Here is a 16,374-nt window from a genome sequence, read left to right as displayed (position 1 = left end):
GAGGCAAAGCCGCTGGTCTTTATTAAACATCTTCCGAGAACACGTGGCCGCCGATTTCATAGTCCACTGTCTTTGTTTCCCAAAGCCAATTGTCTTTCGGCACTTTTTCACTCCAGAAGAACAATGAATCACCTACGGGTTCCGATCCATTCAGCGCTTCTTCTGTTGCTTCTTCTGCGCGTTCGGAAGGAGACTCTTCTATACTTCCGTCAGCCACGACCTGAAACTGATTTTCTTCATATATGACACTTTCAACGTCATTTGGAAAGGTTTCTGATTCAATACGGTTCAAAATAACACTAGCCACGGCTACCATGCCTTCAAAAGACTCATCTTTGGCTTCTGCATGCACAGCCCGTTCAAGCAGTTCTTCATTTTCAACCTCAGGGACTTCGCTTGAGGCCACTCTTTCTTCCTCTTCTTCAGGTGCCGTTGCTTCCTGTACTGTCTCTTCTTCTACTGCAGGTTGCTTTTCTTCTGGTTCCTGCTCCGCTGTCTGGCTTCGTTCATGCACGCTGTAGACTAAGACACCCAGCACAGCGGCAAAAACAGCAAGCGTTCCCATTACAGTGTAAATGGAATACTGCTTGGACATTATAATCACCCTTTATCAATGAGGCAAAATTATTGTTCCAATGATGGCGGTAAATGACAGGTTTGCCATCACTCTACCATTTTTCTGCCAGAAATAATAATTACCACTGAGGGGATATTCGGCTATTTTCCGCTGAAATAAGTAAAGAAAATCTATAAGCACAACCACGGGCAATATATTTCCTGTATGGCTCCGTACGCGCCAGAATGCATAGACATCAGGAGGAATTTTTTTTCTGTTTTTCTGACTTTGCACGTTCATTGCGGATACGCTGGCGGTAGCCATAGGTTGCTTTAAGAACCGTTTCTTCACTTTCCAGTCCTGCTCCAAGCGCCCCTCCCAACGTAGCCACTGTACAGGCAAGCCATGAAATTTTCAGGTAGGTTGCAAAGGTTACTGTGCCCGATAAATTCAGCGCCAGCTGGGAGGCAGGAATAAATAACAGAGAAACAATCAAAAACATAATAAATAACACAATATAATAATGGATAATGGCAATGCCGATTGTAGAAGCCGTAGCTTTGTTGTAGGAGCGGACCAAAAATTTAGACTCTGCCTTGGACTCGTTTTCCCATAACCCATGAGCAACGATAAACCATACGGTCATAGCAACCATAGCCGTAAACATAACTGCAAGAAAACGCCAAAAGCCGTAAGTATCACTCAGCATCCAGAAGCTTGGAAAAATCAGTCCGTAAGCACCAGTAGCAAAAGCTAAAGCGATGACACGCTTAAAGGCTGGAAAAATCGTCCAGGGACGGTTTGCCAGCACCATGCCGGAAAGCAGCCTCGTGCGTCCCCTTACATTCAGATTGGCATAAAAGCGGACGTGCTGGCTTTCCTCTTCATTAGAATATACTTTCCTTTTAATTGGAGAAAAACGCTCGTACAAACGGCTGCCCATCAGCTCCCTGGAGCCTCTGCCACGGACCTGGTAGGAATGGTCGTCTTCGTGCTCTTCAAGCTGTTCCTGGTTTTCTGCAATGCGCTCATTCTGCCGTTCACGGTCTTCTTCAGAGCTTCCATGATGCATTTCATTTACAAGCTGCATCATTGCTTCCCGGACGCGCTTTTTCATGGGCATTGCTCCGAGAGAGGGCAGGGAAATAAGACCGATTTCCCGGTCTGAGCTGGCGTCAGCTATTACCAGCTTCTTTCCGTCTACAATAGGCAGATCCGTAAAACAGAGGGCGTAGTCCCATTCATGCTTTTCTTTATGCTTTTTTGCTTCCTCAATTACCGGTTCTGATTTTTCTATCACTCCGGCAAAAGGATCAAGGAGCACTTCCACTTCCCAGCCTCTCCGGTCATCTACATAGTTTTTGAGTAAATCGGGAAGTTCCCCTTCTATTTCGTCACAAATTTCCTTTGGGAGCTCCGGGGCGGCTATTAGTCCAAGCGTGTAGCTATCGGACGAATGTTTATTTTTTTTCGAAGCCATCAATACCCTCCTTTCTTTACATCGTCTTAAAAACAAGGCCAAGAATACGGTATCATACTTTTCCCCTTTTCCATATACACGTACTTTTCCATTATGCACATGTTATAGATAAAAGAAAACGAGGAATAATCCTTTTAGGTTCATTATTAATATAAGGAGGTGAACCGGAGCTGACCGCTTCGGCCGCTATGAAATTGACAGAAACTATGCACGTACTCAAACTGTCTATTCCAAACGGAACAGACACTATGGTACTACACTTAACCCTCATAAATAACAATGGCCGCCTTATCCTCTTTGACACAGGCATGCCTGGATATGAAGAAGAGATTTATGAATTGATACGAAATGAAAATCTAAATCCTGATCACCTTGAAACTATTATTTTAACCCATCAGGACATTGATCACATTGGCAGCCTTCCGGAAATTCTTCACGACCATCCCGACTTACGAGTTCTCATGCATTCGGCCGACAAGCCTTATGTGGACGGCGCGGAGCCATTGATCAAACTAAGCAGTAATGCCAAAGCAAACCTGATTGATACTCTTCCAGAAGCAAAGCGGGACAGAGTTGGCCACATGTTTGACAAAACCGAGCCATCGCTTATCAGTGAAACTGTAGAAGAAAAAGACACACCCATTGAGGGGCTGACTGTCCTGCATACGCCCGGCCATACTCCCGGCCATATCAGCCTGTATCACGAAAACAGCCATACGCTCATTGCGGGCGACGCTTTGACTGCTAAAGACGGCGAGCTTTTCGGCCCTCGTGCAGAAGTGACCCCTGATATGGAACAAGCCCGCCGTTCCCTCGAAAAGCTCCTCGGCTTTGATATGACCACCGTGATTTGTTACCACGGAGGCGTCGTACACGGAGACATCAATCATAAAATCAGTGAGATTTTATCCTAAATAAAAAAAGCACCTCCGCCGGTTGCGGAGGTGCTTTCGTCTGTACGTTGATCACGAGTTTTCGATATCCTCCCGAATTCGCTGCCGGCGCTCCTCTTCCTCCCGCAGTCTCGTTTCCTTGTAATCCTTTCGAACGGATTTCAGCAAGGAAATGGCGGAGATAAACAAGACGATAGAGAACGGCAAAGCCCCGATGAGAGAAACTGTCTGAAGCCCATTCAGGCCGGCACTGATAATTAATACAGTAGCGAGTCCTGCAATGAGAGCGCCCCAGATTATTTTTAAAAGCATTGATGGGTTCGTATCTCCGTTAGAGGTCATCATGCCAAGTACGAATGTTGCAGAGTCCGCTGACGTTACAAGGAATGTAAACAACAGACAAATCGATAGTATCGAAAGCAGCGTGCCAAGTGGTATATTATCCAGCATGGCAAACATGGCCCGTGTCGTATCCTCCGCAACGATCCCTGCTATGTCTGTATTGTGAAATAAATCCAGGTTGATGGCAGTGCCGCCGAAAATACCAATCCAGATTATACCGATAAATGGCGGAGCCACCATAACGCCAAGAACGAATTCCCGGAGTGTACGGCCTTTGGAAATACGGGCTACGAACATGCCCACGAACGGAGACCAGGCAATGGTCCAGGCCCAGTAATAAATCGGCCAGTCCTGCACCCAGGTGCCATTTGTATAGTTTTCCATACGCAGGCTTGCCTGGAAGAAGTTTTGAACGTAATCACCAAGACCCATTGTTATTGTTTCAAATATAAAGCCGGTCGGTCCGATAAACAGGACCGCTACCATTAAAAATAATGCCAGCCCAAGGTTTACATTACTCAAATATTTTATTCCGCGGTCCAGGCCGGAAATTGTGGAAGCCATAAAGAATACGAACATGACAGCAACAATTATAAATTGGGTCGTCGAACTGGCAGGCACGTTAAACACACTGTTGAGGCCGCCGCTGATCTGCAGCACACTCAAACCGAGTGTGGTTGCTACCCCCATTACTGTAGCGATAACAGCAATGATATCCACGCCGTTACGGAAGCCTTTACGGAGCGGGCGCGTGCCATCTCCAATAACACCATTCATCGTGTCACTGATAAGGCTACGCTCTTCCTGACGGTATAAAAAGTAGGAAATCGCAAGCCCTACAAATGTAAATGAAGCCCACTGGTGAATACCGTTGTTAAAAAATGCGTTCCACATTGCTTCTCTTGCCGCTTCGGGTGTTCCCGGCTCCACGTTTGTCCAGGGCGGCGGAGTCTGGAAGTGGGTCATTGGCTCTGCCACACCCCAGAATACGATACTTACACCAAATCCACAGCTGAAAAGCATCGCAATCCAGGTAAAAAAAGGATATTTCGGCCGGGCGTCATCGCCTCCCAGCCTGACACGTCCATACTTACTGAACGCCATATAAAAGTTAAATAAGATCAAAAACAGCACAAACAGTAAATAGAACCAGCCGAACGTATCAGCGATAAAGCCGTATGTAAATTCGGCCTGGGCCTGTAGGGCCTGTGGTGCTATTGCTCCCCATAACGCAAACGCAAAAATGATGATAAAAGATATAAAAAAGATACTGTTGAGAAATTTAAATTTCTTCTCTTTTTCACTCATGATGCTTCCCCCTCTCTTTGCTTGCAGAAACGAATTAACGAAACTTTAACATATAAGGCCTTTTAAAAACAGTTAGTTTCAAAAAACTCTTTAAACTAGTATTAGGAGCAAAGAACTAACATACAAAGCCTTATGTATCGTTGTACCCGAATTAACCTGCAAATAATACACAAATTCACTGATCTGTGGATTTTTTCAATGAACTTATTTATTTTCATGACTATTTCACTAATTATTCTTTTATTAGCATCGTAAATCTGAAAAATATCGGGTACAATGAAGGTAGGAATATAGATCATCAAAGAGGTACACAAAGTTCACTCCATTTACTTTTTGTCTTCTCTCCAGCATTAGGTTTCAAGCAGGCGTTCCCTGCGAATCTACTATATTAGGAGGATGTTCTATGCAAACAATGAACGTTATATTAGTCGCTGTCGATGGGTCTGAACAGGCTGAATACGCTTTTGAAACCGCTCTCCCTATTGCCAGGGCGCAGCAAGCCCAGCTTATAATCGCCAGGGTAATCAACAAAAACGCCTACCAGCCAATGAGCAGTTACGCCCCGTCTATTATTGAAAAAGTGCAGGAAGATGCTAATGAATTACTGGCAAAGTATAAAAAGCAGGCAGAGGAAGCTGGTATTTCAGACGTAACTGTAGAACTTGTATACGGCTCCCCTAAAACGAAAATTATCCGTGATATTGTGCCAAAATATCATGTCGATTTGATAATAACCGGCGCCACTGGTTTAAACGCTGTTGAGAAAATATTCATGGGCAGTGTGTCAGAACACATCGCAAAAACAGCCCCATGCAGTGTGATGGTGGTCCGTTCTTAGTAATTAATATTAGCGAAAAGCAGCTGGCGTAAATTGCCGCTGCTTTTTTTTGAAAAATTAGGTTTATTCCTTTTACAAGCGGGAACCATTTAAGTGTTCCCATTTATTTGAGGAACAAAAATATATGCATGGTGGAAATGTTGGGACAATAGCGCCTAAAACATAAGCCAGAAAAGCCCTATCTCTTTTCTGGCTTTTTTGCGTACAAAAACCGGTTTACTCCTCTCCCGGGCTCTATTGTTCTTTTGTTTTCGCTGTGCATTATTTTTATCTTTTAGCCGACGTGCAACCAGGCATGTAGCCGGTGCTCAAGAAGAACTTTTTTCACCCACTTTAAAGCAGGACTCTTTAGCCTGCTCTCATTCTAAGCTTTAAAATTTTAGGAGGACTCGAAAATGGCAATTGATAAGTATCCATCCAGACAGGGCGACCATAAGGAAATCATGGACCGGAAGGACCCCGTTGTTCATGGCGGATCCGACTTCGACGGACCACTGCAGAAAGAGGAACTGGACTTTTACGACGAGAACGGCTACCTCATGCTCCAGAAGCTGTTCACCGACGAGGAAGTCGACATGATGAAGCGCGAGCTCCGGGAGACGATGAAGCGCAACGAAGAGCGCGACGCGCCGGACGTGATCAAGGAGCCGAACAGCAACGAGGTCCGCTCCGTGTTTGAAATCCATAAGGACGGCGGGTTCTTTGAAATGCTCGCCAAAAACGAACGCATTGTCAAAGCTGCCCAGCAGATCCTCGGCAGCCAGGTGTATATGATGCAGTCCCGGATAAACTTTAAGCCAGGCTTTAAGGGTAAGGAGTTCTACTGGCATTCGGATTTTGAAACCTGGCACATGGAAGACGGCATGCCGGACATGCGGGCGCTCAGCTGCTCGATCATCCTCACGGACAACTACGAGTTCAACGGCCCGCTCATGCTGATCCCGGGGTCGCAGAAATGGTACGTCTCCTGTCCGGGCACGACGCCGGAGGACAACTTCAAACAGTCGCTGAAAAAGCAGGAGACCGGCGTACCGGACAACGAAAGCATGGAATGGCTCACGGAGCAGGCCGGCGGCCAGATTGACCGTGCGACCGGCCCGGCGGGCTCGGTGCTCTTCTTTGACTGCAACACGATGCACGGCTCGGCCGGCAACATCTCGCCGTATCCGCGCAGCAACGTGTTCTTCGTGTTCAACTCGGTGGAAAACAAGCTCGTGGATCCGTTCAGCGGCCAGGAGCCGCGCCCGGAATTTCTGGCCAACCGCCAGGACACTTCCGCTATTGAGCCAACGTCAGAATCTCTGACTGAAGGCACAAAATCCTTTAAATAATTCTTACACCTTTATCGGGCCGTTTCTATTGCGGCCCGATTTTTATATCATTATTGGCATTTCATGGTTTAGTAATACATAAAAAACCCGATCCAAATAAGTGGATCGGTACTGTTTTATCCCGTTTCCTGTTTTCTCCGGTCTACCAGTTTTTTATCAAGCAGCTCTTTTTCTACAAAATCGTTAAGCATCTCGTAAAATTTATCTTTGTCTCCCACAGAGCCTGAAAGCTGCTCCAAATGGTTCATAAAAGTAACCTGGTCATAGTCCTGGGGAAGCTTCCCGGAATAATTACGGGCAATACTTTTGCCGTAATGCCAGCAACAGTTTTTGTCCTTTGTCTCCAGCGCTTTTGATAAAATAACCAGTGCTTCAAGAAGCGTCAACGTTACTCCCGGCTTTTCTTCTGCGTACGACGCAATATACGTAAATGCAGAGTAAACATAGTAAGAAAACTGTTCATCTTTCATGATCAGCCGGAGTGTATCATTGTCATCGGTTAAATATGAAGTAAAGCGTGTAACCTTGGAAATAGAAAAAACGAGGTCTGTTAACTGATAAATCGCATCCTGGGCGGTCATTGGCTCGTCGTTTCCAAGCGCTTTAATCGCAATTTCAGTCAATTTCCGGATGCCAAACTCGATGTCCTGCACTTCTGTTTTACTTTTCCCAAGATACATCAAGTTACGGTACTTTTTTTCATTAACCGGCAGGTCCGGTTCTTCATTCGTTTTCCAATAAGAAAATATAGGAATGCCTTCAAGTACAAAATCCCCAATTCTTCGATCCAAGCGTACTACGATGCCATCCCTGGCTGCTTCTTTTACAATTTTGCCGAAATCTATGACCTGGATAAAACCGGTCGTTTCACTTGCAACGACATGCGGTTCTCCTTCGGTCTTCGGTTCGTGTACCTCACTTTTACTCTTAGCGCGATGTGCTTCAAGGTCATACAGCAGCGTGTTAAGAATGCGCTGTTGCGATTCTTCTTTCATGTTCGTTGTAATGCTTGGCACCTGCATCCATTTCGTTGCATGGTTGATAAACAATATAAAGTTTATCACCGATACGGCGGTAGCCAATACGCCGAGCACCGGAAATATCGTGTACTGCTCCATCGAAGAAGTCAAAAAGAAAAACCCGATCAGCAGGAAAAAGAAACACAGGTTAAAGACTCCGATGGAATGCTGGGTTCTGCGATCTGAAATAAAATTAAACAAAACCCGGGGCGTAAACTGGCCGGAAAAACTCGTCAAAACGACGAGAATGGAGTTAAATGTAAATGCGTTTAACGTGAGTACACCTGAGAGAAGCGTACTGTACATTGTCTGGGTTAAAGAATACCCAGTAGATAAGATAGGAGCCATGGCAAACGCAGGCTCGAGGCCGAATTCCACGTAGTACGCCCCAATGGCTAAAAGCACAGCCAAAACAATATAGATGGCCGGCAGCACCCAAAGACTCGAGCGGAGTTCATACCACCGCTGTCTTGAGGACATGCTTTTAATCTGCCGTAATTTTTTTGGCATTAATTGATGTAGATAATATTTCAATTTGTTCACCTTTCTGTTGTTTTAATCAGCTGTTTGCAGCATTCATTATGGGCCCCATACATGGAGCCTCCCTCTGTACGTACAGGAGGAAAGCTCAAGAGCAATCATGCTGCTTTAGCTGGTAATTTCTATTCCCTTACTGCCTCTTTGGTTGATATGACCTTCACGTCACACTTTGCTTTTTTCTGAATGGCTTTGGCTGTGTTCCCGAGAAAGATCCGGTCCACTTTAGACGTGCCCGTTTCCCCAACAACAATCATATCTACATTATATTTTTCACATAGGTTTTCCATTTCTTTTTTCGGAATTCCTACTTCAAGCACCGTTTCCACGTCTTTGAGTCCACTCTCTTCGGCCATTTCTTTATAGCCCTTCAGCCGTGTTTCCGCCTGTTTTTTCAATCTTCTGAAACCATGCGGATCCATCCGTTCCAGGGAGGCATAGCCGTTTTTATCCATAACAAATGCGATGATAAGCGTGGCATTATTTTCTTTTGCCAGCTCTTTCGCTTTATCAAATGCATCATGGGAGGAGCCTTCAAGAGCTTCTACTCCTACGAGTATACGATTAATTTGTGCCAATTTCATCTTTCCTTTCTTTTTCTAAATTACTTGGCTCAGCTTTCTGCTTCAGCTTTCACAAAATAGCCTGTGTTTCCTCCGTTTTTCGTCTGTTAACTTTGCTTACTATCTAAAAAAATATAAAAAGCCAGAAAAAGAACGATCATCCTTTTCCTGGCTTATGTTCTGGCTTTTATATCCATTCATTTCCGCCGCATATGAAATTGTCGTCCTGCCACACCCGGACGTTTTTGTTTTTATGGCGTTACTTAAAATTTACCCGTACAATATATGTATTAAACGTTAACGCATAAATGCATTCGAAATCTTTTAAAGGACAGATGCCTTATTCATTATTTATTTTTCGACAGATACTGCCCGCCCTGTCTTGCAGCCGTTCGCATTTTTCAATTTCTGGACCCGCATCAGCACTGCGAGTGGATTCCCATTCAGGACGCCTGGCTCCACATGGATAAATTCCCCTATTTATCCTCAAGAAACGCTGCACACGAGCTGCATATGTTTACAAACCAGGGGGTCGTCCTCCATGGTTTTTACGCCTTTCGCCGGTTGCTGCTTGCTGTTCCGGCCAGTTTCCTTCCAGCTATCGTACTTTATCTTCCGTACGCTGACCGGGTTGGCGTACCATTGTACAATGCCATTTCAAAAAGCCGTCTAAAACATATTTCTTTTAAGAATAGTTAGCTTCCACAGAGACAATAAGCCCAGCTGTCCAGGTATCTTTGGACAGCTGGGCTTGTTTTTATTACCGGTGCACCGTTTTCATTCCTTCTTCAGGGTACCGCATGCCTGCGGCAGCACCTTTAGGAGCAATATCATCAATTGCTTTCATATCGGCCCTCGTAAGTTTAACCTGCAGACTATTAATATTTTCTTGTAGGTACGTACGCCGCTTAGTCCCTGGAATCGCTATCACGCCTTGCTCTCTCAACCAGGCCAGGGCCAGCTGGGAAGCTGTGCATTCTTTTTCTTCAGCTAATTCCTTCATTTTATCCACGAGCTCAAGATTTTTGTTGAAGTTTTCTCCCTGAAACCTTGGAGAAAAGCGGCGGAAATCATCTTCTTCCAAATCCTCAAACTGCTTGATTTGTCCGGTTAAAAATCCTCTCCCCAGTGGGCTGTAAGCTACAAAGGAAACTCCGAGGTCTCTGCAAAGCGGCAGAATTTCATCCTCCACGTCCCGGCTCCATAATGAATATTCTGTCTGCAGAGCCGTAATTGGATGCGTTTCATGAGCCCTGCGAATTGTTTCCGGAGCGGCTTCCGACAAGCCCAAATACCGGATTTTTCCGGCGTCTACGAGTTCCTTCATCGCACCTACCGTTTCTTCAATTGGCACATCCGGGTCCACCCGGTGCTGATAATATAAGTCAATGGTATCAACGCCGAGCCGCTTCAAGCTCGCATCACATGCCTGCTTTACATACTCTGGCCGGCCGTTTACTTCTCCTGTGAGTTCACCCTCATTGCTGTACACGTTCCCGAATTTTGTAGCGAGCACTACTTCTTCCCGACGGTTTTGAATCGCTTCACCAACCAGTCTTTCATTAGTCATCGGGCCGTACATATCAGCCGTGTCGAGAAAATTAATCCCATGATCAAGTGCTGTGTGTATCGTTTTTTTTGACTCTTCATCGTTTAATTTTCCATAAAAAGCGGACATCCCCATACACCCCAGGCCAATAGAGGAAATATGCAGGTCACTGTTGCCAAGCTGTCGTTTTTCCATTACAGGTATTCGTCCTTTCTGGATTAATGACTCTGCTTTTTCAAACAGGTGTCTTTCTGTTCACGCTTTTGTTCCACTTTAAACATTTTCAGTAAACTATTTTTTTCTTAAGCCAGCCCTTTTTATAAGATCATCCACCCGGCGCTCTACATTTTCGTCCGGAAGCAGCGGCGGAGCATGGTGAGGCTTGATGCGGGCATCGATGATCATGCTGTCGCATCCCCAATGCTTGTTTTCATAAAAGCTGTTCACCCCATAAATATCGTGCGAAGGATTGCTGCGTGTGAAAACGGCCCATAGGAAATTGCGCATCGTCTCACTGACAAAGCTGCTGTCATCGCAGATGATAATCATTGGGGTTTCTTTAACGTCCCACTGCTCATCGAGACGTTCAGCGAAAGCGGATATTTCTTCAGCCGCCTGCCTGTAACTGAAAAACTCTGATGCTTCCACCGCTATTACACCCGGCATCACAAGTTTAGGCGAATGCATCGAACTGTCAGCTGGGAATCCTTCCGGCACGCGTTGACAAAGAGTCCGCTTCACGTCTCCATAAGCCGCGATAATTACCTTGCTTCCTTCATTCAGCCCTTCTCCGCTGTAATCAAGCGTATCAATCGTCGTTTTGGTCTGAAAGTGAAGGTCGCGGCGCAGATTAATCCGCTCAAGCATGTACGTGAAAAAATCCTCCTCCTGATGCGTATCGAGTTCTCTTTCCTGTTCCGCTGTAATAAATAAATATTTAGCCAGGCTTAACTGTCCTGTTCCGAGAATACGATTAGCAATTGTTAACAGCTCCGCCGGCTGCTTCACGCTTTGGAACGGCGTATACCGTTCACTGCCAATAGCCAGCAGAAGCGGATGCACCCCTGCAGCGTCTACAGCATGAACTTCCTTAACTCCGGTAATTTCCTGCTTAATCGCTTCCCCTGTCATTTCGTGGATCACCGCGCCAAACGACGTATCCTCCTGCGGCGGCCGGCCGACTACGGTAAACGGCAGAATAGCCTTGTCTTTGGCATACACCTTATGGACCTTCATGACTGGGAAATCATGCGTCAGGCTGTAATAGCCCAGGTGGTCGCCAAACGGCCCTTCCGGCTTCGTATCCTCTGGATAAATATCACCGGTAATAACAAAATCAGCGTCATGATTAATGCAGTAGCCATCTTCATAGCTGTACTGAAAACGACGCCCTGACAGCATGCCGGCAAACATCATTTCACTCAGCCCCTCCGGAAGCGGCATCACAGCTGAAATAGTATGTGCTGGAGGACCGCCGAGAAAAATACTAACTTTCAAGGGCTCCCCCTTCGCCACAGCCTTCGCCTGATGTACCCCAATTCCCCGTTGAATTTGGTAATGCAGGCCCACTTCTTCATCAGGAATAAATTCATTGCCGCTTAGCTGCACCCGGTACATGCCCAGGTTAGCATTCATCGGCCCTGGTTTCTCCGGGTCTTCCGTATACACTTGAGGCAGTGTGAGAAATGCGCCCCCATCCCGCGGCCAGTGCTGAATCATCGGCAGGTCACTGATGCTTACCTCCCGAAAGTTTTCCGTGACGCTTTTCTTTTTCTTTGGAAGTGCTTTTACTGCCGTCAGTCCGCTGCTCATGTTGTGGAGTGGATGCTTTAGCGCCTGCACCGGGTCATTTCTCATCGCAATAACATTTTGAACCTGCTTCCAATTCTTGCGGAAAATGAATTTGCTGCGTTCGACGCTGCCGAACAAATTAGAAACAGCCTGGAACGGGCTTCCTTTTACGTTTTCAAATAAAATGGCCGGCCCTTCCTGTTCATAGACCCTTAAATGAATCGAAGCCATTTCCAGGTAGGGATCGACCTCTTCCTTGATTCGTACTAAATGGCCGTGCTTCTCCAGATCTTCTACGCATTCGTTGAGGTTTTGATACATATACAGTGCTTCATCCTTCCGAATAGTATTTCGCTTCTTTTCCTATCTTAGTACATTTTACCTTCCTGCTGTATTTATTCATCTTTCAGCCACTATTTTATTTATGCCGATGCAGGCTTTGTCCGCTGCTTTTGCGGCAGTGATAAATAAACGACCATCCCGAGTATCAGGCAGGCTCCCAGGCTCTGGTAGAGTCCAAATGGCACATGCAGCCACCATACCGAAGCCAAAATAGCTGCCAAAGGCTCCAGGCAGCCTAAAATACTAGTTTCCTGGGGTTTTAAATACTTTAGGCTTTCAAGATAAAACCAAAAAGCAATCATCGTACCGAAAATAACGACAAAAATTACACTCCCGGCCACGCTCCATGTCCAGCTTTCCCACTCGGCGTCCCACGGAGCATGCAAAAAGCTTACAGCTGCCCCTCCGATCGTCATCGCCCAACCGATGACGTTCATAGACCCCCACGCCGCTAAAAGAGGGCCGGCGTACAGAGTATAGAAGGCAAGCGCCATTCCGGAAAGAACACCCCAGATTACCGCTGCCGGCGGCACGGATAATCCGGCCAGCTGACCATTTGTCAGCAATAGAAATGTGCCAGAAAGTCCTATTAATACGGCACCTGTGTCGCGTATATTCCAATATGTATGCCGGACGGCAAGCAGGTATGCAAGAATGAACGCCGGTGCCAAATATTGCAGCAGCGTGGCCACTGCTGCGTTTCCACTTTCAATGGAGGCCATATATGTATACTGCACGGCAAGCATACCGAACAAGCCGAATATAATCACGGATACAGCACTCTTTTTCTGCCGCCAGATTCCGGTTACTTTTCCTTTATTTCCAAGCATTAAAGAAATGGTTAACAGGAGCAGGCCCGAGAGAAGCAGTCTTACAGCCACCAGCCATTCCACAGGCAGGTGGTGCGTTTCAAAAATATACTGCGACACCGTACCTCCAATCCCCCAGAGAGAAGCACCAATTATTACCAGAAAAAAGCCTGCCGTCCGTCTTTTCTGTTCTGTTTGCATCATTTTTGTCCTTTCTATTGGCCATATTAGCTTTATTTTCCTGCTATTATACGCGGGAGTTCATCCTAATAAAATCATTCCCGGGTTTTCGTCTGCCAGTATATCAAAAAGCCGCCCCCTTTTCGGGAGCGGCGCTGCATGCACTTTTTATTTCGTAATCATTCCTTTAGCTACGGATACGAGGTTCTGCGGACGTTCCGCCAGCCTTCTCATGAAATACCCGTACCATTCTTTGCCAAAGGGCACGTAGACTCTGACGTTGTAGCCTTCCCGCACGAGCTGCAGCTGCAGTTCTGTTCGAAAGCCATACAGCATTTGAAATTCAAATGTGTCATAAGCTATATTCTGGTCTTCCACAAACAGCTTAACCGCGTTAATAATGCGGTGATCGTGCGTGCCGATAGCGGTAAATCCTTCCTGCAGCAGATGTTTTTGAATCATCAGAAAATAATTGGCGTCAACTTCATGCTTGTCTTTAAAAGCGACCTCTTCTTTTTCCTGGTAAGCCCCTTTTACAATTCGGAGGGGCACCTCTGCGAGACTGTCAAGGTCATCGAGTCCCCGCCTTAAATATCCCTGAAGGACAGTGCCTACATTATCATATTCCTTCCGGAGCGTTTTCAGTACCTTCAGTGTTTTTTCATAACGGGAATAGTCTTCCATATCGATGTTTACGAAATTTTGTTTTTCTTTGGCCGCCTGGAGGATTTCCTTCATATTCTCTACGCAGTAGTCCGTATCTATATCAAGACCGAGCTTCGTTAATTTCACTGTCAGCTCTGACTGTACGTTTTTCGCATGGACACTCTCTATAATCTCGATGGTTTTCTGCTTAGCTTCTTCCACCTCTGATTTTTCTGTTATAAATTCACCAAGATGGTCAATGGTCGCTAACAGCCCCTGCTCGTTCATCGACTGAATGGTCGTTAATGCTTCATCAATATCTTCTCCAGCCACTACTTTTGAAGCTCCGAGGTGAATGCCCCACTTTTTGGCGCCCTTTGTCAGCGTCTTGTTTTGGGAAAGAAATATAAAAAACGAACGTGAAATTGTCATAGGTGCACCCTCCTGATCTTTTCAGTACTACACCTAAGTGTTGCAAAATACGTGCCAATATAGCTGGGCCGTCCCCCTTAGGGTTGACCGTAAAAAAAAGCTTTTATTCATCACAACTGCAAAAAATTTTGCACTATATGCAAAAAATCACAAATGAAATTTACTCATCCGGTACTGCAGACTCTGCCGGCTGATTCCAAGCTCCTTAGCTGCCTGCATTACGTTACCGCCGCTGTGCTGAAGCGCCTCTTTAATTAGCGCAAATTCCATTTCAAGCAGACGTTCCTTTAAAGTTCCTTTGCCGCTGTTTGCCCCGGCTGGACCACTTTTCTCCATCTCTCCTGCTTCCAGAAGGTCTGTCCGTTTACGGAAATGGTCCGGCAGGTGGCTTTCCTCGATCACTTCCTCATCGAGCATCAAATTCATTGCTCCTTCGATGACATGCTCAAGCTCCCGGATGTTTCCCGGCCAGTGGTAAGATTCCAGCCTTGCTTTCACCGATGGGGAGACGCGTCCCACTTCCATTTGAAAGACCCGGTTGTACTTTTCCAGAAAGGTCTCCACCAGCGGTTCAATATCTGTTTTTCTTTCCCGGAGCGCTGGAACATACAGGGTGACGACGCCAATACGGTAAAAAAGATCTTCACGCAGCTCGTTGTTTTGAATAGCTTCTGCCGGCTCTTTGTTCATAGTTGCAATAATACGGACATTGATAGACTGCTCTTTGTGTGACCCTAAGCGTGTCACCTTTTTTTCCTGCAGAACACGCAGCAGCTTTGCCTGCAGGGCCACTGGCAGTGTATTAATTTCATCAAGCAAAAGCGTGCCGCCTTCAGCTTTTTCAAAAAGCCCCGCCCGTTCCGAGGCACCGGTAAATGCCCCTTTTACCGTACCAAACAATATGCCTTCAATTAGCGTTTCCGGAAGCGCCGCGCAGTTTTGTGATACAAACGGCTGCCCGGCCCGCTCACTTTCACTGTGAATACTCTGGGCAAACAGTTCTTTCCCTGTTCCTGTCTCACCTACAATCAATACTGAGGAAGACGTTCTTGTTGCACGTTTGGCGTTCTGAACGACCCCTGTAATTTCAGCAGAACGTCCAATGATTTGGTTAAATGTAAAAAGGCCGCTGTCCGCTTTTTTCTGGTTTTCCCGGACCAGCTTTTCCATACGGGTCACGTCCTTTGCGATCTCCGCCGCTGCCACGATCCGCCCGCCTGAATAAATCGGAAAAATTTCATTAATAGTGGTAATATTTTTTCCCCGGCTGTTTGTATAATGCTGCTTTTTTTCTCTCGTTTCCACTCCTAGTTTGATGGCCTGAAGCAGCCTGCTGTCCTGTTCATGCTCGAAAAGAAAAACATCCATCATGCCTTTGTTGTCAAAGTCTTCATATGTCATGGATTCAATTTCGCGCATTTTATCATTATAAATAATTAAATTTTCATCTACATCAATGACACGAATCCCCTGATCCATTTTCACCATTAAATGATCAAATACATCGTTCAGTTCAGGATAGGATAAAGACTTTGTTCCTTGGTATCCCATAGGCCCACCCTCTTTATAATTTATTCTTGCTTTGATTTTATCATGAAGTGTGGAAGCTTCGTACGTAAATCCCGAAACTTGGGAGTGCAAAATTTTGCACTATATGCTTCTTAATTTTTCTGATTATGGTTCTATCCGGAGAAGTATTCAATTATAATAGATATTTCCGTTGATTTTCAGCATCGTTTTTTCATCATTTTTCTTCTGC

14 protein-coding genes are annotated in these 16,374 nt (G+C 45.8%); 4 read left to right on the top strand and 10 right to left on the bottom strand.

Going from position 1 to position 16,374, the window contains the following annotated elements:
- Window positions 1–22: 22 nt before the first annotated feature.
- Both B5066_RS09315 and B5066_RS09310 read right to left on the bottom strand, forming a co-directional pair.
- A complete protein-coding gene (locus B5066_RS09315) occupies window positions 23–595 on the bottom strand; it encodes a cell wall hydrolase (protein ID WP_079475660.1) in 573 nt (190 codons plus the stop codon).
- 217 nt (window positions 596–812) lie between these two features.
- Entirely contained in the window at window positions 813–2,036 is a 1,224-nt protein-coding gene (locus B5066_RS09310) for an MFS transporter (RefSeq protein WP_079475659.1), read from the bottom strand.
- Window positions 2,037–2,224: 188 nt separating this feature from the next.
- Here B5066_RS09310 and B5066_RS09305 point away from each other — a divergent pair, with 188 nt between their 5' ends.
- On the top strand, window positions 2,225–2,950 hold the full coding sequence (locus tag B5066_RS09305) for an MBL fold metallo-hydrolase (RefSeq protein ID WP_079475658.1): 726 nt from the start codon (window positions 2,225–2,227) through the stop codon (window positions 2,948–2,950).
- Window positions 2,951–3,001: 51 nt separating this feature from the next.
- On the opposite strand, the gene B5066_RS09300 is transcribed toward B5066_RS09305, so the two are convergent.
- Window positions 3,002–4,579, bottom strand: a complete 1,578-nt coding sequence (locus B5066_RS09300) for a BCCT family transporter (protein WP_079475657.1) — start codon at window positions 4,577–4,579, stop codon at window positions 3,002–3,004.
- 403 nt (window positions 4,580–4,982) lie between these two features.
- Here B5066_RS09300 and B5066_RS09295 point away from each other — a divergent pair, with 403 nt between their 5' ends.
- Window positions 4,983–5,417, top strand: a complete 435-nt coding sequence (locus tag B5066_RS09295) for a universal stress protein (protein WP_079475656.1) — start codon at window positions 4,983–4,985, stop codon at window positions 5,415–5,417.
- A gap of 395 nt (window positions 5,418–5,812) precedes the next feature.
- Window positions 5,813–6,748: an ectoine hydroxylase gene (gene thpD, locus B5066_RS09290; protein ID WP_079475655.1), complete on the top strand. Its 936-nt coding sequence runs from the start codon at window positions 5,813–5,815 to the stop codon at window positions 6,746–6,748.
- Between the two features lie 116 nt (window positions 6,749–6,864).
- On the opposite strand, the gene B5066_RS09285 is transcribed toward thpD, so the two are convergent.
- Entirely contained in the window at window positions 6,865–8,301 is a 1,437-nt protein-coding gene (locus B5066_RS09285; RefSeq protein ID WP_143745419.1) for a DUF2254 domain-containing protein, read from the bottom strand.
- A 128-nt stretch (window positions 8,302–8,429) separates the two neighbouring features.
- Entirely contained in the window at window positions 8,430–8,882 is a 453-nt protein-coding gene (locus tag B5066_RS09280) for a universal stress protein (RefSeq protein ID WP_179124080.1), read from the bottom strand.
- 297 nt (window positions 8,883–9,179) lie between these two features.
- Between B5066_RS09280 and B5066_RS09275 the strand changes: the two genes are divergently transcribed.
- Window positions 9,180–9,566 (top strand): thiol-disulfide oxidoreductase DCC family protein, encoded by a 387-nt coding sequence (locus B5066_RS09275; RefSeq protein ID WP_079475652.1) that lies wholly within the window; start codon window positions 9,180–9,182, stop codon window positions 9,564–9,566.
- A 61-nt stretch (window positions 9,567–9,627) separates the two neighbouring features.
- Here the strand turns inward: B5066_RS09275 and B5066_RS09270 are convergent, their stop codons facing one another.
- The 5 genes from B5066_RS09270 to B5066_RS09250 all read right to left on the bottom strand — a co-directional run bounded on the left by B5066_RS09270 (window position 9,628) and on the right by B5066_RS09250 (window position 16,166).
- Entirely contained in the window at window positions 9,628–10,611 is a 984-nt protein-coding gene (locus B5066_RS09270) for an aldo/keto reductase (RefSeq protein WP_079475651.1), read from the bottom strand.
- A 96-nt stretch (window positions 10,612–10,707) separates the two neighbouring features.
- Window positions 10,708–12,528 (bottom strand): UbiD family decarboxylase, encoded by a 1,821-nt coding sequence (locus tag B5066_RS09265; RefSeq protein ID WP_079475650.1) that lies wholly within the window; start codon window positions 12,526–12,528, stop codon window positions 10,708–10,710.
- Between the two features lie 101 nt (window positions 12,529–12,629).
- Complete coding sequence (locus B5066_RS09260; protein ID WP_079475649.1) at window positions 12,630–13,562, bottom strand: DMT family transporter; 933 nt, start codon at window positions 13,560–13,562, stop codon at window positions 12,630–12,632.
- Between the two features lie 144 nt (window positions 13,563–13,706).
- Complete coding sequence (locus B5066_RS09255) at window positions 13,707–14,615, bottom strand: proline dehydrogenase family protein (protein WP_079475648.1); 909 nt, start codon at window positions 14,613–14,615, stop codon at window positions 13,707–13,709.
- Between the two features lie 147 nt (window positions 14,616–14,762).
- Window positions 14,763–16,166, bottom strand: a complete 1,404-nt coding sequence (locus B5066_RS09250; protein ID WP_079475647.1) for a sigma-54 interaction domain-containing protein — start codon at window positions 16,164–16,166, stop codon at window positions 14,763–14,765.
- Between the last annotated feature and the right edge of the window lie 208 nt (window positions 16,167–16,374).

This window comes from Marinococcus halophilus (assembly GCF_900166605.1).
Classification (GTDB): Bacteria; Bacillota; Bacilli; order Bacillales; family Marinococcaceae; genus Marinococcus; species Marinococcus halophilus.
The sequence above is the reverse complement of the archived record's forward strand: the minus strand, read 5'-3'. Positions and strand labels throughout refer to the sequence as shown.